Origin of the sequence: Bradyrhizobium sp. I71 (genome assembly GCF_022354745.1) — a bacterium.
In the GTDB taxonomy this organism is placed as follows: Bacteria; Pseudomonadota; Alphaproteobacteria; order Rhizobiales; family Xanthobacteraceae; genus Bradyrhizobium; species Bradyrhizobium liaoningense.
On sequence record NZ_CP059398.1, the window covers coordinates 262566 to 279696 of the forward strand.

Consider the following 17131-nt stretch of genomic DNA (forward strand, 5'->3'; position numbering starts at 1 on the left):
CCGTCTTCGCCCAGCGACGCTCAGCTTGCCGCCGCCGCGATCTCCGTGGCCTCGACGGTGTCGACCGGCAGCGCGAACTGCTCGACGCGCTGGTACCGCTTCTTGTTGAGCAGAAGCCGCGTCACATCGGGCCGCGAATAGTGGCCGGCGGGGTCAGCGGCGTTCTTGGCAACGCCGATGGCGCCAAGATCAATCTCGGCGATCAGCAATCCCTCCTGATCCGGCGCCAGCTTCTCGCCTATCTGACTGCCGTCGGGGGCGTAGATCGCGGCAAACCCGCCGCCAGCATGCAGCAGCGCATGCTTGTCCGGCCGGTCGCAGAGCTCGTCGATCATGGCCTGCGACACCGTCGCGCAAGGCGCCAGCACGAAGCAGGAGCCCTCCACCGCATAGACACGCGAGGCGGCGTTGTTGACCTCGGCACCCAGCGCCGGCGCGAAGGGATCGTAGAGCGAGAAGCTCGGCCAGGCCGCGACATGGACCTGCTCGTTCTGGGCATACATCGCGTATTTCGACAGCGGCTGGAGATGCTCCCAGCAGCACAGTGCGCCGAGACGGCCGATGTCGGGCCGCGCATGCACGGCAAGGTCGCTGCCGTCGCCCTCGCCATAGACGGTGCGCTCGGCATGGGTCGGCCGCAGCTTGCGGCGCTTTGCGATGGTCTCGCCGTCGGGCCCGATCAGCCATTGCGCCAGATAGAGGCTGCCGCCATCGCGTTCGGACAGGCCTATCACGGCGGTGAGCTTTGCCTTGCGCACGGCCTCGCGCAGCCGCTCGGCCTGTGGGCTGTCGTAGGCCAGCGAATTATCGAAATAGCGCTGCACGAAGCCGCGGCCGATCGCCCAGGCCGGCGAGTCCATCCAGATATGCCAGGGGTAACCGGGGATGAAGGCCTCGGGAAAGGCGATCAGCTTGGCGCCCTTTTCCGCGGCCTCCCTGATCAGGGCGATCGACTTGTCGATCGAGGCCTCGAGGTCAAGCCAGGCCGGCGCCGCCTGCACCACCGCGACCTTGTATTTCGGATGCTCGATGCCCATTCCCGCCTCCATTGCCGGTTGATCGGAAACCACGTCCGATGCAGTCTATTTGGCCAAGCCGGGCGGCCTTGCGCTCGACCGCGGCGGAACAAAAATTCGACTGGGAAGGGACCGTCGGTCGGTACGGGATTTGCCTCCGGCAGGCTGGATCCCCGGCGATTTTGCGGGATGTGAAAGGGAGGCTGTCCAGATGACCATCCAGTTCACGACAGACGGCAGCCCCGGCTATCGGCGGCTCGCCCTCTGGCAGGACATCGTCTGCGACGTCTTCGTCGGCCTCGACTGCAAGTCCGACCTCGGCAGCGCCTTTCGCGGCTCGGTCACGCAGGCTTCGCTCGGCAAGGCGGCATGCTCCGAAGTCTGCTCCGACCGCCAGCACGTGTTCCGCACACCCTCTCGCATCGCGCGCTCGGACCAGGATTTTGTTCTCATTGCCCTCGGCAATCGCGGCAGCGGTGGTGTTGTGCAGGACGGCCGGGAAACCGTGATCCATCCCGGCGAGTTCGCGCTCTATGACACCACGCGTCCGTATGAGCTGAAGTTCAACGACGCCTTCACGCAGACCATCTTCAAGGTGCCGCGCGAGATGCTGCGGCGCCGGCTCGGCGGCACCGAGACGCTGACCGCGACGTCGTTCGGCGCCGACGGGCCGCTCGAGCGGCTCGCCTATGATTTCATCTTCCGGCTTTGCCAGAGCGCGGACGGGCTGGCCCCGGACACCGCCGCCGCGCTGTCGGAACAGGCGGTCGATCTGCTCGCCATGGCTTTGAGCGAGTGGCTCGGCAGGACATCGCTGCCGTCCTCGACCCACCGCTCGGCCCTGCTCTACCGGTTGAAGGCGCACATCCGCGCCCGCCTCTCCGATCCCGACCTCTCGCTCGCGGAGACCGCCGGCGCGCTCGGCATCTCGCCGCGCTACGTCAACGATCTTCTCGCCGACGAGGACACCTCCTTCCAGCGCCATGTTCTTGCCGAACGCCTCGCCCGATGCCGGCGCGACCTCGCTTCGCCTGTGCTCGCCCATCGCCACATCAGCGAGGTCGCATTCGGCTGGGGCTTCAACGACCTCTCGCATTTCGGCCGCGTCTTCCGCGAGCATTTCGGAATGTCGCCGCGCGATTTCAGGCAGAGCCAGTTGCGGCACTGAGATCTGGGTGTGACCGCGATCGATCCGGTGCTGGTCGTGATGGCTGGAGCCTGACGCTTCTGCCGCGGCAGGCGGGTGATGCGAACACGTGTGCTCCCTCTCACCCGCAACGAGGCTCGAAGCTCAATCTTTGGTGACGACGTTCGGCGCGCGCGTTGCGAGGCCGTATTCGACGAGATGCGCCCATCCCAAGCAAGGCCGGTATGTGAGCGCGTGATAGGACGCAGCGCCTGCTTGCACTACCATCGACCCGAGGGGCCGCATCGATCAACCGGCGGCCAGCCGAGGAGCACATCGATGGAATACCGACGCTTGGGCAGTTCAGGCCTCATGGTGCCCGCTCTCAGTCTTGGCACCGGCACCTTCGGCGGCGTCGGCCGCCTTGCGGCTTGGGGCGCGACCGACGCGACTGAAGCGCGGCGCCTTCTGGACATCTGCCTCGAAGCCGGCGTGTCGATGTTCGACACTGCGAATGTCTATTCTCTCGGCGAGTCCGAGCGGGTGCTTGGCGAAGCGATCAAGGGCCGCCGCGACAAGGTTCTGATCTCGACCAAGGCGACCTTCCGCTTCGGCGAGGGCCCCAACGATATCGGCTCGTCGCGCCAGCATCTGCTCGCGGCCGTCGACGGTTCGTTGAGCCGGCTCGGCACCGACTACATCGACCTGTTCCAGCTGCACGGCTTCGACGCCTTCACTCCGCCGGAAGAGGTGCTCTCAACACTCGACGTGCTCGTGCGCGCCGGCAAGATCCGCTACGTCGGCGTCTCGAATTTCTCGGGCTGGCACCTGATGAAATCGCTCGCCGTCGCCGACAAGCACGGTTTTCCGCGCTACGTCGCCAACCAGACCTACTATTCGCTGATCGGACGCGACTACGAATGGGAGTTGATGCCGCTCGGGCTCGACCAGGGGTTGGGTGCCGTGGTCTGGTCGCCGCTCGGATGGGGACGCCTCACCGGAAAAATCCGCCGCGGCCAGCCGAAGCCGGAAGTCAGCCGACTGCCCAAGACGGCCGAGTTCGGACCGCCCGTTCCGGACGAGCATGTCTACCGTGTCGTCGAGGCCATCGACGAAATCGCGAAGGAGACGGGCAAGAGCGTCTCGCAGATCGCGCTCAACTGGCTGCTCCAGCGTCCGACTGTCTCGACGCTGATCATCGGCGCGCGCAACGAGACCCAGCTGCGCGAAAATCTCGGTGCGGTCGGCTGGTCCTTGACCAAGGACCAGGTCGCAAAGCTCGATGCCGCGAGCACGGTGACGCTGCCCTATCCCTATTGGCACCAGCGCGTGACCTTCACCGAGCGGAATCCGCCGGCGGCGTAGGACAGTTGAGCTGCATCAAGCCCGCCTGTGTCGGCCGTGACACGCTGCGGCACTCGCGAGGCTGCCGCGCCGATTTGCCATGAGGGCCCTGCGCTGGGAATGATGGACATGAGCGATGAATAGGATCGCGCCAGCGCTGCTAGCCGTTGGCGTTCTGTGGAGCACGGCAAGTCAAGCCCTGGATCTCGAACAGCGGCGCGCCGAAGCATTGCTGCAACGGATGTGCGCGCAGTGCCACGCGGTCGGCAGGACAGGCAAGAGCCGGAACGAGCTGGCACCGCCCTTCCGGAACCTCGGCGAGAACAAACTCTACGACCCCGATTTCATGCAGCGCCTCCAGGACGGCTACAGCAGCATCCACCGCGCCATGCCCACGGCTCGATTTGGCCGAGACGACGCCGAGGCCGTGGTAAGCTACCTCAAGGCGATTCAGGAGCCACGGAAGCCGAAACAGGACTGAAACCGCCCAGGCTTTGGCTGGAACCATCCCGGGTCGGATCAGGTTGCGGACCAGCAACCGCGTCTCGAGCAAGCACGCTTCACGATGTCATCGACCACCATCGAGCATGCCGACGGCCTGCCGCAGCCACAGCGCAACCAGGCGGTGCTGACGATTGCGCTCGGCATCATCATGGCGGTGGTCGACAGCGCCATCGCCAACGTCGCGCTGCCGACGATCGCGGCCGACCTCGATGCAAGCCCGGCCTTCTCGATCTGGATCGTCAACGGCTACCAGCTCGCGATCACGATCTCACTGCTGCCGCTGGCTTCGCTCGGCGAGATCGTCGGCTATCGCCGCGTCTATCTTGTCGGACTGGTGCTGTTCACGCTGGCCTCCGCGTTGTGCGCGCTGGCGCACACGCTGCCGCTGCTGACGGCCGCGCGCATCCTCCAGGGCTTTGGCGCGGCCGGCATCATGAGCGTCAACGCGGCGCTGGTGCGCTTCACCTATCCGCGCAGCCAGCTCGGCCGCGGCATCGGGCTCAACGCGCTCGTGGTCGCCTTCTCGGCTGCGGTCGGACCGACGCTCGCGGCCGGCATCCTGGCCGTCGGAAGCTGGCCCTGGCTGTTCGCCATCAACGTGCCCCTCGGTGCGGTGACATTGCTGATCGGCCTGCGCAGCCTGCCGCACACCAAGCCAGCGAGCCGTTCCTTCGACTGGCAGAGCGCGGGCCTGTCCGCGATCACGTTCGGTGTCGGCATCGCCGCCGTCGACAGCGTCGGTCATGGCGAGGCCGCCATCACCTGCCTCGCACAATTCGCCATCGCCATCGTCGCCGGCGCGCTGCTGATCTATCGCGAAACCCACATGAGCTCGCCGCTCTTGCCGGTCGATCTGTTGCGCATTCCGGTGTTCGCGCTGTCGATAGCGACCTCGATCGCATCGTTCTGCGGGCAGATGCTGGCCTTCGTCGCGATCCCCTTCTATCTCCAGAGCCGCTTCGGCTATTCGGCGGTGCAGATGGGCCTCTTGATCACGCCCTGGCCGATCGCGGTGGCCTTCGCGGCCCCCCTCGCCGGCCGCCTCGTCGAACATTATCCGGCCGGCCTGCTCGGCGGCATCGGGCTCACACTGTTCGCCTGCGGTCTCGCCGCGCTGGCCTTCCTGCCCGCGAGCCCGACCCCGTTCGACGTGATCTGGCGCATGGCGCTGGCCGGTGCCGGCTTCGGCCTGTTCCAGACCCCCAACAACCGCACCATGATCGCGGCCGCCCCGCGCGAGCGCGCCGGCGGCGCCAGCGGGATGCTGGGCACGGCGCGCCTGCTCGGCCAGACCACGGGGGCAGCGCTGGTGGCGCTGCTGCTCGGACGATATCCGGTTGAGGGCACCAGGTTGGCGCTGCTCGTCGCCGTCGGATTTGCGCTCTGCGGCGCGATGCTGAGCATGCTGCGGCTGTCGCCCGCGGGCGCGCGCGGCGCCGAGCACGTCCGCGTCCAGGACGATCAGCGCCTGCGCGGGGACTAGCGGGCGCTACGTCTCGGCTACCGCAATCTCGTGCACAACTCCTGCGTAACTTAACTATCCGGACCAATGACCTATTGCCCTCGCGCTCCGGTTGCGCTCCAGTGACGGCGGGACAAGGGGCATTTCATGCGTTTATTTGGAATTGTGGCGCTCAGCGTCATGCTGGGCGGCTGCGCGTCCGTCACGCGCGGCACGACCGAGAATATCAGCATTTCATCAACACCGTCTGGCGTCGAAGCCGAGGTCACAGGGCTCGAAGTGCCCACAACCTGCACAACGCCATGCGCGATCGTTGCCAAGCGCAGCGCCGACATCACCATCACCTTTCAGAAGGAAGGTTATGAATCCCAGACGGTGCAGCTCACAAAGGAAGTATCAGGCACCGGCGCCGCCGGTTTCGCCGGCAATCTCCTGGCCGGCGGCCTCATCGGCATGGGTGTCGATGCCGCGACCGGCGCTGCGACCGATCACAAGCCGAACCCGGTCATCGTGACGATGCAGCCGTCGGTGCCTACCCGTGCGCGGCCGACCGTTCCGAAAAAGCCACGGCCGGCGGCGGCCCGAGAGGCCGGAACGTAGGGCCGCCCGCAACCTGAAGCAAAAAGGCCGGCTTTGCAGCCGGCCTTTTCGATTTCATCGCGTGCAGATCAAGCCTTGACCAGCGGGCCCTTGGAGGTCGGCCCCTTCGAGCCGCCGGGACCGCCCGGTTTGGACTTGCCCGGCGGGCGCTTGCGAGCACCCGGGAGCTTCTCCTGCTTCGGCGTGACCGGGCCTTCGACGAACTCGAAGCCGATCTTGTCTTTAGTCTCGTCGGCCTCGTCCTTCACCAGGACGACGCGGACGTGACCGCCTCCCTTCAGCTTGCCGAACAGCACCTCGTCGGCTAGCGGCTTCTTGATGTGCTCCTGGATCACGCGGGCCATCGGGCGCGCGCCCATCTGCTCGTCGTAGCCGTGCTGGACCAGCCAAGCCTTGGCCGGCTCGGACAGTTCGATGGTAACGTCGCGGTCGCCGAGCTGCGCTTCGAGCTGAAGCACGAACTTCTCGACCACGGTGCCGATCACCTCGACACTGAGATGGCCGAACGAGACGATGGCATCGAGACGGTTGCGGAATTCCGGCGCGAACTGCCGGTTGATCGCCTCGTGGTCGTCCCCTTCCCGCTTCGAGCGCGTGAAGCCGAACGCCTGCTTGGCGAGATCGGACGCACCCGCGTTCGTGGTCATGATCAGGATCACGTTGCGGAAGTTGACCTGCTTGCCATTGTGATCGGTGAGCCGGCCGTGGTCCATGATCTGGAGCAGCACGTTGTACAGATCGGGATGCGCCTTCTCGATCTCGTCGAGCAGCACCACGCAATGCGGATGCTGGTCAACGCCGTCGGTCAAGAGGCCGCCCTGGTCGAAGCCGACATAGCCGGGAGGCGCGCCGATCAGGCGCGACACGGTGTGCCGCTCCATGTATTCGGACATGTCGAAGCGCAGCAGCTCGACGCCGAGGCTCGCCGCGAGCTGCTTGGCGACTTCGGTCTTGCCGACGCCGGTCGGACCCGAGAACAGGTAGCAGCCGATCGGCTTCTCCGGCTCGCGCAAGCCGGCACGCGCCAGCTTGATCGAAGCCGCGAGCGACTCGATCGCCTTGTCCTGACCGAACACGGTCCGCTTCAAGGTCTGCTCGAGATGCTTGAGCACCTCGGCATCGTCCTTCGACACGCTCTTGGGCGGGATCCGCGCCATCGAGGCGATCGTGGTCTCGATCTCCTTGATGCCGATGGTCTTCTTGCGCTTGTTCTCGGCGACCAGCATCTGCGCCGCACCCGACTCGTCGATCACGTCGATCGCCTTGTCCGGCAGCTTGCGGTCGTGGATGTAGCGCGAGGAGAGCTGAACGGCGGCCTCGATCGCCTCGTTGGTGTACTTCAGCCGGTGGTAGTCCTCGAAATACGGCTTGAGTCCCTTGAGGATCGCGATCGCGTCCTCGACGGTCGGCTCGTTGATGTCGATCTTCTGGAAGCGCCGCACCAGCGCGCGGTCCTTCTCGAAGTGCTGGCGATATTCCTTGTAGGTGGTCGAGCCCATGCAGCGGATGGTGCCCGACGCCAGCGCCGGCTTGAGCAGGTTCGAAGCATCCATCGCCCCGCCCGACGTGGCGCCCGCACCGATGACGGTGTGGATCTCGTCGATGAACAGGATGGCGTTGGGATGCGCCTCGAGCTCCTTCAGCACCTGCTTGAGGCGCTCCTCGAAGTCGCCGCGATAGCGCGTGCCGGCAAGCAGCGTGCCCATGTCCAGCGAGAACACGGTCGCGGCCGCCAACACCTCCGGCACCTCGCTGTCGACGATGCGCTTGGCAAGGCCCTCCGCAATCGCGGTCTTGCCGACGCCGGCTTCGCCCACGAACAGCGGGTTGTTCTTCTGCCGGCGGCACAGCACCTGGATCGCGCGATTGATCTCGGAATTGCGTCCGATCACCGGATCGATCTTGCCGTCCCGCGCCTTCTTGTTGAGGTTGACGCAATAGGTCTCGAGCGCCTCGCCCTTCTTCTTGGCGTCCTCATTGCCCTTGGTCTCGGTCTCCTCGTCGACGCCGCGCACGGGGCGCGCCTCGGATACGCCCGGCCGCTTGGCAATGCCGTGGCTGATGTAGTTGACCGCGTCATAGCGCGTCATGTCCTGCTCCTGCAGGAAATACGCGGCATGACTCTCGCGCTCGGCAAAGATCGCGATCAGCACGTTGGCGCCGGTCACCTCTTCGCGACCGGAGGATTGAACGTGGATCACCGCGCGCTGGATCACGCGCTGGAAACCGGCGGTCGGCTTGGCGTCGTCGGCGCCATCCGTCACCAGGTTCTCGAATTCGGTCTCAAGGTAGTTGACGAGGCTCGTGCGGAGCTTGTCGAGATCGACGCTACAGGCGCGCATGACCGCGGCTGCATCGGAGTCGTCGATCAGTGAGAGCAAAAGATGCTCGAGCGTCGCGTATTGGTGATGACGCTCGTTTGCGATCGCCAGCGCACGATGCAGGGATTGTTCAAGGCTTTGGGAAAAAGTCGGCATTCGCGTCCTCTATGGCCCCCACCATCATGATCGTCCTCGCCCGGTCAGGCAACAACAACCTTTGTCACATATAGTTATACAAGACCGCGGCGAAAGACCGGTTCCGCGACTCGGCGGCGACACACCTGCGGTAATTTCAATGCAAAACCCGTTCCGATTTGGGCGGGATCGGCGCCGGCGCGGAATTCCGTAGTTTTGCCGGCCGGCAACGGGATTCGCGCGCAGCCGTGACTGCAACAATCACGCCGCGACTTGCACAAGGGCCGGCTTCAAACGCGCCGCAAGGCGTCTTACTTCTTTTCCATCACGCATTGCAGCGGATGCTGGTGCTTGCGGGCAAAGTCCATCACCTGCGTCACCTTGGTCTCGGCGATCTCATAGGTGAACACGCCGCACTCGCCGATGCCGTGATGATGGACGTGCAGCATGATCTTGGTCGCCGCTTCGACGTCCTTGTTGAAGAACTTCTCCAGCACGTGGACGACGAACTCCATCGGCGTGTAGTCGTCGTTCAGGATCAGCACGCGATAAAGGTTCGGCCGCTTGGTCTTGGGCTTGACCTTGGTGATGACCGAAGTGTTCGGACCCGAGGGGTTGCCCGAACGGTTCTCGTCATTGCTCATGCGAGGAGCGTCGGCGGCGGCTGGCGCGGACAGGTCGATACTGGAAGTCAATTGCGGCATGGCACAGGCGTTCAAATTCCCCACGGAAGCGCATGGCGGTCACCGCGCGACTCCGCCCTTCGGAGCCTAGCGCAGGCGCGCCGCCTTGTTGGATCGCCGCTCCCGACACATCCGGCTCGAGCCGGACCGTTCGCCAGCAATATGGGCCTGCCCACGGCTGGCCGCAAGCATGCGGAGATCGGGCCGATGCGGCCGTGGCAGTCCCGATTCCCGGTCCGGGCGATCCTCGTCAGGTTAATCAATCCGGGCCGATTTGACAAAAATTTCCGCCCGGCATGTTTAGAACATGTTGACCAGGAACCCGGCAGTTAACCCGCCTGCGACGGTTTTTCGCGGATGGCTCCGGGCTTCTACGGTCCAAACCACCTGTCGTTCAATGGCGTGCCGCGAAATCGGGCAGAATACGGATTTCGTGGACCGCCAAGTCTCGCCTGCCCTCCTCAGGCGCCCTGGTCGACAGCTCGCCCGCTTTGCAGCGGCCGAGCAAGGCCGCCATCGTGGTGCCTGTGCTGGCTTTCATCGGTGCCGCGGTGGAGTATAGCCGCGCAGTGCAAGCACGTACCTCGCTGCAGGTCGCGCTCGATTCGGCGGCGTTTACTGGGCCGCTACACTGATCGCGCCGGCACGATGTCGACGGCGGACATCCACACATCCCGAGTTCTACTGCGGCATGGGGAAATACCCGCAGGCGGGTGGCGATGTTTCTGGATAACAGGATCGATGGTTCAGACCGGCAAAATGACGGGCATGCAAGCCGCGGCCAAAGGACATGATGGGCACCTTGCCCAACTATCACAGGCAGTCGGGCGAGGTTTGCACTTCGATCATCCCGTTCTCGAAGGACGCCAACGTCGGCACCACCAATGTCAGTGCCTCGATCAATTGAATCGGATGGGAGGCCGCGCCCCTATTCCCGCGAACGACAAATCCAGCGCCTTCAACTCGGTCGTGGCCGGATCGGTCACGATCTTCACGATCCAAGTCAACATCAACAATGCGGACGCAAGATCTCAAGCGCTGCAGATTGCGCGACCAGTGGGAACTTCCAAATGGTCAGGACGCCTCTCGGACATCGGACGCGTTCAAGAACACCTTGACGCAGATTTCCAAGCTGCGCGTCGCGAAGTGATTCAATTCAAGTCCGCACCCGCAAACGAAAAGCCCACACAAACGAAAAGCCCGGCCAAATCTGGCCGGGCTCTTGATTCCAGGACCGTGTTGAGCGGGTCAGTTCGCGGCCGGGGTGAACTTCGACACGATGGTCTCGACCGGCTTGAACGCCTGCTTGGCGAGGTCGCTGTAGAGGCCGGCGATCTTCTGCGATTCCGCAACGAAGGTCTCGTAGGCAGAACGGGCAAAATCGGTCTGCGCTTCCATCGCCTTGTCCAGCGACTTCACACCGGACAGCTTCTCGACGAAGGACTTGGTGTCTTCGAACGACTTCTTCGTGTAGTCGCCATAAGCGCTGGCGATCGCCTGGAGGCCGTGCTGCACCGAGGTCGCGGAAGCAACGCACTGCTCGAACTGCTCTTTCCCGTAGCTCTGAAAGTCTTCAACCTTGAACATGTCGGAATCCTTTTCCCTGGCTCGCGTCGGGAAGCCCCGGCTCCCTGACTTCGCCCAAAAATAGTGCAACGCACAAAAATGTCAAGAATCTTGTGCGTCGCACAAAATTCGACGCAAATCGCGGAAATTCCCGGGGTTTCCCGCAAGGGTTCCTTAAGCTTTTGGAAACCGCGGCCCCCTACCCTGATTCCCTGGACGTGTTCACTTCCGCAGGCGGCCAAAGCCGTTTGAGAACATCACCTTAGCCAGAACAGCGGCTCGGGTCCAACGTCCCCCGCGGCGAACACCAGCGGAGGGACAACCTGAGCAGGTAATGATCCCGGGACCATTGGGCACAATTTCGCCCCACGGGCCGGTGATCAAGTCAGAAACGGGGACGGGGTTCCATGCTTCGTAACAACTTGTCTTCCTCGCGCTTGGCGCGGGTTGGCGTTTTGGGGCTGCTTACGGTCACCATCGCGGTCATCTTCACCACCGATGCAGCGGAGGCGCGTCGCCATCGCCGCCACCATGTGCATCACCGCGTCCAGCGTGATGTGTCCGAGAGCTCGAGCTCGAAATTCGCGTCCATCATCGTCGACGGCAATTCCGGCGCGGTGCTCCAGGCAACAAGCCCTGACGGGATCCGCCATCCGGCGTCGCTGACCAAGATCATGACGCTCTATCTGCTGTTCGAGCGCCTCGAGTCCGGCAAGATGAAGCTCGACACCGAGATGCCGGTGTCCCAGCACGCCGCCAATCAGGATCCGACCAAGCTGAACCTGCGTGCCGGCCAGACCATTCGCGTCGAGGACGCGATCAAGGGCCTCGTCACCCGCTCGGCCAACGACGCTGCCGTAGTGATCGCGGAAGCGATCGCCGGCGACGAGGACGACTTCGCCCAGATGATGACGCGCAAGGCGCGTTCGCTCGGCATGTCCAGGACGGTCTACCGCAACGCCAATGGCCTTCCCAACGACGAGCAGGTCACCACCGCGCGCGACCAGGCGACGCTCGGTCGCGCCATCCAGGAGCGTTTCCCGCGCTACTATCGCTATTTCGCGACCTCGACCTTCAATTGGCGGGGACAGTCGATCCGCAACCACAACCACCTGCTCGGCAGCGTCGAGGGCGTGGACGGCATCAAGACCGGTTACACTCGCGCCTCCGGCTTCAACCTCGTCACCTCGATCCGCCGCGGCAACCGCCACCTGATCGGCGTGGTGCTGGGCGGCCGCAGCGGCGGCTCGCGCGACGCCATCATGCGCAGCCTGCTCGCGGAGAATCTCGACAAGGGCGCGACTGTCCACACGGTCGCCGCGGTCACGGAGCGCAACGGCGCCGAAGCCAATACCGACGTCGCCGATGCCTCGGATGCTCCGGCACGCTCCGCACCGCAGGTTCAGGCCACCGGCCCTGCTCCTGAAGCCGCCCCGTCGCGTCTCGCCTCGCGGCTGTCGACGCTGGCCGCTGCGGCCGCCGCGATGCCGCCCGCTCACGCCAGATCCGAAGCCAGCAAGCCTGAAGTTCGGCCGACTGAATCCAAGGTCGAGCCTGCGCCGCTCACCAATGGCGTGATTTCAAGCCAGCCGCTCTCCATCATCCCCGGCTCGTCCGAGCCGATGAAGCCGGTTCGGGTCAAGACGGTTCAGGTCAAGGCCGGCGCCGTGAAGGTCGCCTCCGCCGCCCCGACCCAGGTCGCCCCGCCGGTCACCAGCACCATCCCGCCCCGTTCCGACGTCGCGGAAACCTCCGGCGCCGTCGTCGCCCGGGCGGATCTCATCAACAAGCCCGAGGCGGTCAGCCAGCCGGAAGCACCGAAGGCCGAGATTGCCCGCACCGAACTGCCGCGGCAGCCGGCGGGCTTCGGTACTGGCAACGGCATCCTCGGGGTGCTGCCGGCGGCAACCGCCGCTGCGCCCGCCCCCGCCGGTCCGAAGCTCGCGTCCGCCGACCCGGCGCCGCAGCCGATCCAGATGAGCGCCACCACCAGGCCGGCCGTCGCTCACAGCGGCTGGATCGTCCAGGTCGGCGCGCTCGAGAGCGAGAACGAAGCCCAGCAGCGCATCGACGCTGCCCGCAGCTCCGCCCGCGGCCTGCTCAGCAAGGCCGATCCGTTCACCGAGCCGGTTGTCGCCAAGGACAATCGCAAGCTCTACCGCGCCCGCTTCGCCGGGCTCGAGCGCGACCAGGCCGAAGCCGTCTGCCGCACGTTGAAGCGCGCCGAGATCTCCTGCATCACCGTGCGCAACTGATCTCCCTTCTCCATTCCGAGCCAAATGCCCGCGCCCTTGCGCGGGCATTTTCGTTTTAGGGGTACGGTGATGCCGAGGCTATTCCTGACAAGGCCGCTCGACGACAACCTCTCGTCAAGGATTTACGGTTAAAACTTTACTCAAGGGATCGACCACGCCGACAATGGCGGGCATCGGGGCGACGGCAGACGGAGCGAACGGAGCTCACGCGGTACGGGCGTTTGTAGCGTAGTGCCGGAGTTAGCCGTTATGCGTGCGAAGCAGAGTATCCTTGGCCTCGTTTACCCGGGCAGCGAGATACGTCGAGCCCCCCTGGTCGGGATGGAGTTTCTTCATCAGGGCTTTGTGGGCCCGGCTGATGTCGTCGCGCCCCGCTCCCGGCTGCAAGCCAAGGATCTGATAGGCTTCCTCCGCCGTCATTTTGCCGCTCGCCGCCGTGCGGCGCTGCCGCCCTGCCGCATCGCCCTGCGCGTTCTGACGCCAAGCGGGAAACCGGCGGTCCAGATAGCTTTCAAGTAAGGCCACGCTCTCGGCGTCGAACGTCGGGACCATCGCCAGCAGGCCGGCAAGATCGAAGTCGCCGAGATTGCGCCCGGCGTGAGGTCCGGCGACGATCTGGCCTGTAAGCTGGCCGGAATCGTGGTCGAGCCGCATGTCGAGGAATTGCGAGCGCACGCGCGAAACCTGCCCTTGCGCCGGCGCCGCACCGCCACCGAACAGCCCGCCGATATTGCCGAAGCCGGCATTCGCCAGTGGCGTCCAGCCGAGCAGCCCCGCGCCGAAGATTCCGAGCGGGATCGCAACCGCCAGCTCGCCCCGCAAACCCGTGAAGGCCGCGACCGCCAGCGCCAGCACGCCGCCCCCAAACTTGATGGTTCGCGCCAGCACCGCCGGATTGGCCGCGCGGAACATCTGAAGCAGCAGATAAAGCGTGATAACGGCGACAGCGCCGGCAATCAGGGTCATGACCGGAATATAGTCGCCCTCGCGGCAAAATGCATCGCATCCACCGCCGCCGCGAGCCACGCCAGCCCGATCGCTACTTCATCTGGCCGATCAGAATCGCCGCGCCGCTCGCTGTCTTCGCCAGTTTCAGCAACGCTTCGCGTCCTCCGGCTGCATAGGCCGCAGCTGCCCGCAACAGCTCGCGCAGCTGCGCCGCCGCGCCGGGATCGAACCGGCACCAGGCGCCACCGGTCAGGCGCGCGATCTGGCGGAAGGCCTGCTCGGCGACGGCGTCACGGCCTTCCTGAAACACGAACACGGGCACCTTGAGCATGCCGAGCTCACCGGCCTTGGCGTAGAGCTCGTCGACCTTTTCCTCCATGGCATCACCGACGAAGACCACGGCCCGCACGCCGGACGCCACCGCTTCGCGCCGGGCCTCGCTCAGCACCTTGCCGATCTGGGTATCGCCGCCGCGGCAATCGATCTTGCTCATCAGCGCCGCCAGCTTGGCGCTGTCGGAGATCCAGCCCGTGGCACGGCACTCGTTGAAGCCGCGATAGTAGACCAGCCGGATGTCAAGACTGCCGAGCGCTGCGGTCTCGCGAAACATGTCGGCCTGGAGCGCGCAGGCCAGGTCCCAGGTCGGCTGCCGGCTCATCGTTGCATCCAGCGCGAAGATCAGCCGCCCCTTCGCGCCCGGTGAATGCGGCGAAAGTGCCCGCGCCTTGGCGACGAAGGCGGCGATGTCTTCCGAGGCTGAGGTCGCCGCTTGCGGCAGTGCGCCGTCTGCTTGCGCCGAGACGGCATCGCGACCGCGCGGTTTGATGGGTTCGCCCGACATCGCTGCTTGCACCTTGCGTCAGCGACTAATGTGGTCAGCGCATGCGGTCCGGTCAATGTGCAAAGCCTCCGCGGGAAGGCCGGCGGAGGCTTTGACGATCGATGCAGTCGAGCGGTGACGTCAGCTCTTATAGGTCAACCTTTGGCCGGTGCCATCAGAGCGACCGGACCAGGCTCAAGGATCTTGGGCGGGGACGATTGCGTGTCGACCGGCGCCACTTGGCTGTCGGTCGTGCTCAGGAACTTGTCGAGCATGCTCTGGATCGAGTTCTTCGCCACATCCGGACCGGTGTCGCGCATGTCGTTATGCTGGAATTCGGTCTTCACGACCTGGATGCCCGCCTTCTCGCACTCCTCGTCGGTCGGAAGCACGCCTGCATCGGTCTTGAATTGCGGATCCTGGGAGCGGAACGACAGGATCTTGAACTTGCCGGCGGTGACGAAGGGCACGCGCAGATTGTCGAGGGTGACAACCTTCTTGACCTCATCCGGATACTGCTTGGCGAAGTACATCGTGATGTCGCCGCCCATGGAGTGGCCGACCATCGTCACCTTGTCGTAGTCGGCATTGGGCTGAACCTTCTTCATCTCGTGCATGGCGAGATGAATGTTGGCGACGCCGCGCAGGATCTGCGGCAGGCGGCCGACATAGAGCTCGCCGGGCTTGGTCACCATCGGAGGATCGGTCGGCAGGTCATGCTGCGGGCTCAAGACCATGTAGCCGCGCGCAGCGAAGATGTTGGCGAGGAAGCCGTACTCGGTGTTCTTGACGGTGTTGCCGTGATTGATAACGGCGACCGGCAGCGTGATCATGCCGGCGTTGGCCTGCATTTCCTTGTCGCGGCGCACCGCGACGTAGACGGGCACCGGACGATTGTCGCGCGAGGCGTCGTAGAAGGTGATGGTCTCGTGCTTGATGGCCCACTTGCTCGCCGTGAAATAGGCGATGCCGCAGAGGGCACTGACCGAAACCAGAACGGCAATTCCACGCTTCATTTTCGTCCTCAGCCTCAGGCTTAGCGGCCTGAATCCCTGTTGAAAATCGTGTTCTTCCGGAGCTCTTTGGCCCCTTGTCGCCTATTCCCTAATATATGTCACAGCAGCGTGACAGGAAGGCTAAATAATGTGAAATCGCAGCCCTTCCATTGTGCGACGCACTCGTTTTCTGTGCACCCCATTCTCATACCACTACGTCAGGTGCAGCTCACCATCCGGTGCAACCGGCCCTGATTGGGCTCATTTCGCGGTCAACACGGAGTGAAAACGCGTCGAGCGCAGCTACGGTTCCCGGAGGAACCGGCTGCTTGTATCGATGGAGAGTAGCACCTTACCGCCGTCGCCTCAGACGCCCAGGATGTCGTGGACCTCGAGCGGCTTGTCGACCTGGTTGAACCACTCGGCCCGGTTGGCCGCGCGGCGCCGACCGCGCTCGTCGAGCGGCAGTTTGAGCTGGCGGAGCAGGCTCGTCACCTCCTCCCGCGCGGTAAGATGGCCGAGATTGGGCCGCATGCCGAGCGTGGCCTCGTCGATCTCGTCGAGGGCGGTCAGACCACGCGGAAAGAATTCGCGGTAGACGACGCGTTCGGCGAAGCCGTCGACGTAACGGAAGCCGAGCCGCAGCGACAAATCCTTCAGGCCCTCGGCGACGAGCTGCTTGTTGCGGGAGCCGAGCATCGACAGGCGGTTGCGCACGACGATCCAGTCGGTGGTTGCGCCGTCGAGCTGGCGGCGCTTGCGCCTGACGTCTCGCACCATCTCGGCATAGTGGCTCTCACCCGTCACCGCGTAGTTGGCGGGATCGACGGTACCGAGCACGTCGAAATCCAGGAAGCTGTCGTTGAGCGGCGTCACCAGGGTGTCGGCCATCGAATGGGCGAGCCGCATGAGATAGCTGTCGGTGCCGGGCGTATCGATGACGATGAAGTCGAAGCTGCTCTCGACCACCGAGACCGCTTCCATGAACTGCTGGAACTCGGAATGCTCGTTTTCAGCGATCTGCATGGTCTCGCCGAGCTTGATGCACCGATGCAGCGGCAGTTCGAGATCGAGCTTGGTGCGGCGGGCCCAGGCGGCGCGATTGTCGATGTAGCGGGTGAAGCTCTGCTGGCGGCAGTCGAGATCGATCGTGGCGACGCGCTGGCCAGCCTTGAGGAGCGCAACGGCGATGTGCAAGGCGGTGGTCGATTTGCCGGAGCCGCCCTTCTCGTTGCCGAGCACGACCACATGCGCCGAGCCCGATCGGCCTTGGCTAGCCTGCACAAGCATGATGATCCTCAACGCCGCTCGCGAATATCTTCGAGTTGACCGCGTCTGCGGTCAAGTGAAATGCGT

At 64.6% G+C, this 17131-nt stretch carries 15 protein-coding genes; 7 read left to right on the forward strand and 8 right to left on the reverse strand.

Features of this window, described 5'->3' with window-relative positions:
* Positions 1–20 precede the first annotated feature (20 nt).
* Positions 21–1037: a carbon-nitrogen hydrolase family protein gene (locus FJV43_RS01270; protein WP_239624041.1), complete on the reverse strand. Its 1017-nt coding sequence runs from the start codon at positions 1035–1037 to the stop codon at positions 21–23.
* Between the two features lie 190 nt (positions 1038–1227).
* Between FJV43_RS01270 and FJV43_RS01275 the strand changes: the two genes are divergently transcribed.
* From FJV43_RS01275 to FJV43_RS01295, 5 genes are all read left to right on the forward strand, one after another.
* Entirely contained in the window at positions 1228–2184 is a 957-nt protein-coding gene (locus FJV43_RS01275; protein ID WP_239624043.1) for a helix-turn-helix domain-containing protein, read from the forward strand.
* Between the two features lie 297 nt (positions 2185–2481).
* Positions 2482–3507, forward strand: a complete 1026-nt coding sequence (locus tag FJV43_RS01280) for an aldo/keto reductase (protein ID WP_239624044.1) — start codon at positions 2482–2484, stop codon at positions 3505–3507.
* 115 nt (positions 3508–3622) lie between these two features.
* On the forward strand, positions 3623–3967 hold the full coding sequence (locus FJV43_RS01285; protein ID WP_239624046.1) for a c-type cytochrome: 345 nt from the start codon (positions 3623–3625) through the stop codon (positions 3965–3967).
* A gap of 84 nt (positions 3968–4051) precedes the next feature.
* A complete protein-coding gene (locus FJV43_RS01290; RefSeq protein ID WP_239624047.1) occupies positions 4052–5473 on the forward strand; it encodes an MFS transporter in 1422 nt (473 codons plus the stop codon).
* A 126-nt stretch (positions 5474–5599) separates the two neighbouring features.
* Positions 5600–6052, forward strand: a complete 453-nt coding sequence (locus FJV43_RS01295; protein WP_239624049.1) for a translation initiation factor 2 — start codon at positions 5600–5602, stop codon at positions 6050–6052.
* Positions 6053–6120: 68 nt separating this feature from the next.
* On the opposite strand, the gene clpA is transcribed toward FJV43_RS01295, so the two are convergent.
* Positions 6121–8529 (reverse strand): ATP-dependent Clp protease ATP-binding subunit ClpA, encoded by a 2409-nt coding sequence (gene clpA / locus FJV43_RS01300; protein ID WP_239624050.1) that lies wholly within the window; start codon positions 8527–8529, stop codon positions 6121–6123.
* A 290-nt stretch (positions 8530–8819) separates the two neighbouring features.
* Positions 8820–9152, reverse strand: a complete 333-nt coding sequence (clpS, locus tag FJV43_RS01305) for an ATP-dependent Clp protease adapter ClpS (RefSeq protein WP_024341051.1) — start codon at positions 9150–9152, stop codon at positions 8820–8822.
* A gap of 590 nt (positions 9153–9742) precedes the next feature.
* Here clpS and FJV43_RS01310 point away from each other — a divergent pair.
* Positions 9743–9826, forward strand: a complete 84-nt coding sequence (locus tag FJV43_RS01310; protein WP_239629803.1) for a pilus assembly protein TadG-related protein — start codon at positions 9743–9745, stop codon at positions 9824–9826.
* A gap of 613 nt (positions 9827–10439) precedes the next feature.
* Here the strand turns inward: FJV43_RS01310 and FJV43_RS01315 are convergent.
* Positions 10440–10778 carry a phasin family protein gene (locus tag FJV43_RS01315; RefSeq protein WP_011087913.1) on the reverse strand — a complete coding sequence of 113 codons (339 nt, stop codon included), beginning with the start codon at positions 10776–10778 and terminating at the stop codon, positions 10440–10442.
* 386 nt (positions 10779–11164) lie between these two features.
* Between FJV43_RS01315 and FJV43_RS01320 the strand changes: the two genes are divergently transcribed.
* Positions 11165–13012: a serine hydrolase gene (locus tag FJV43_RS01320; RefSeq protein WP_239624052.1), complete on the forward strand. Its 1848-nt coding sequence runs from the start codon at positions 11165–11167 to the stop codon at positions 13010–13012.
* Between the two features lie 240 nt (positions 13013–13252).
* Here the strand turns inward: FJV43_RS01320 and FJV43_RS01325 are convergent, their stop codons facing one another.
* From FJV43_RS01325 to FJV43_RS01340, 4 genes are all read right to left on the reverse strand, one after another.
* Complete coding sequence (locus FJV43_RS01325) at positions 13253–13978, reverse strand: DnaJ domain-containing protein (protein WP_239629804.1); 726 nt, start codon at positions 13976–13978, stop codon at positions 13253–13255.
* A gap of 73 nt (positions 13979–14051) precedes the next feature.
* Positions 14052–14801, reverse strand: a complete 750-nt coding sequence (locus FJV43_RS01330) for a VWA domain-containing protein (protein ID WP_239624054.1) — start codon at positions 14799–14801, stop codon at positions 14052–14054.
* 134 nt (positions 14802–14935) lie between these two features.
* Positions 14936–15796: an alpha/beta fold hydrolase gene (locus tag FJV43_RS01335; RefSeq protein WP_131867935.1), complete on the reverse strand. Its 861-nt coding sequence runs from the start codon at positions 15794–15796 to the stop codon at positions 14936–14938.
* Between the two features lie 345 nt (positions 15797–16141).
* Entirely contained in the window at positions 16142–17065 is a 924-nt protein-coding gene (locus tag FJV43_RS01340; protein ID WP_239624056.1) for a division plane positioning ATPase MipZ, read from the reverse strand.
* Between the last annotated feature and the right edge of the window lie 66 nt (positions 17066–17131).

Excerpts from the sequence above, each read along its gene's own strand:
- FJV43_RS01320 (WP_239624052.1), top strand. The coding sequence starts at position 11,165 with ATGCTTCGTAACAACTTGTCTTCCTCGCGCTTGGCGCGGGTTGGCGTT.
- FJV43_RS01270 (WP_239624041.1), bottom strand. The coding sequence starts at position 1,037 with ATGGGCATCGAGCATCCGAAATACAAGGTCGCGGTGGTGCAGGCGGCG.
- FJV43_RS01280 (WP_239624044.1), top strand. The coding sequence starts at position 2,482 with ATGGAATACCGACGCTTGGGCAGTTCAGGCCTCATGGTGCCCGCTCTC.
- FJV43_RS01285 (WP_239624046.1), top strand. The coding sequence starts at position 3,623 with ATGAATAGGATCGCGCCAGCGCTGCTAGCCGTTGGCGTTCTGTGGAGC.
- FJV43_RS01325 (WP_239629804.1), bottom strand. The coding sequence starts at position 13,978 with ATGACCCTGATTGCCGGCGCTGTCGCCGTTATCACGCTTTATCTGCTG.
- FJV43_RS01335 (WP_131867935.1), bottom strand. The coding sequence starts at position 15,796 with ATGAAGCGTGGAATTGCCGTTCTGGTTTCGGTCAGTGCCCTCTGCGGC.
- FJV43_RS01315 (WP_011087913.1), bottom strand. The coding sequence starts at position 10,778 with ATGTTCAAGGTTGAAGACTTTCAGAGCTACGGGAAAGAGCAGTTCGAG.
- FJV43_RS01290 (WP_239624047.1), top strand. The coding sequence starts at position 4,052 with ATGTCATCGACCACCATCGAGCATGCCGACGGCCTGCCGCAGCCACAG.
- FJV43_RS01275 (WP_239624043.1), top strand. The coding sequence starts at position 1,228 with ATGACCATCCAGTTCACGACAGACGGCAGCCCCGGCTATCGGCGGCTC.
- clpS (WP_024341051.1), bottom strand. The coding sequence starts at position 9,152 with ATGAGCAATGACGAGAACCGTTCGGGCAACCCCTCGGGTCCGAACACT.
- FJV43_RS01340 (WP_239624056.1), bottom strand. The coding sequence starts at position 17,065 with ATGCTTGTGCAGGCTAGCCAAGGCCGATCGGGCTCGGCGCATGTGGTC.
- FJV43_RS01330 (WP_239624054.1), bottom strand. The coding sequence starts at position 14,801 with ATGTCGGGCGAACCCATCAAACCGCGCGGTCGCGATGCCGTCTCGGCG.
- FJV43_RS01295 (WP_239624049.1), top strand. The coding sequence starts at position 5,600 with ATGCGTTTATTTGGAATTGTGGCGCTCAGCGTCATGCTGGGCGGCTGC.
- clpA (WP_239624050.1), bottom strand. The coding sequence starts at position 8,529 with ATGCCGACTTTTTCCCAAAGCCTTGAACAATCCCTGCATCGTGCGCTG.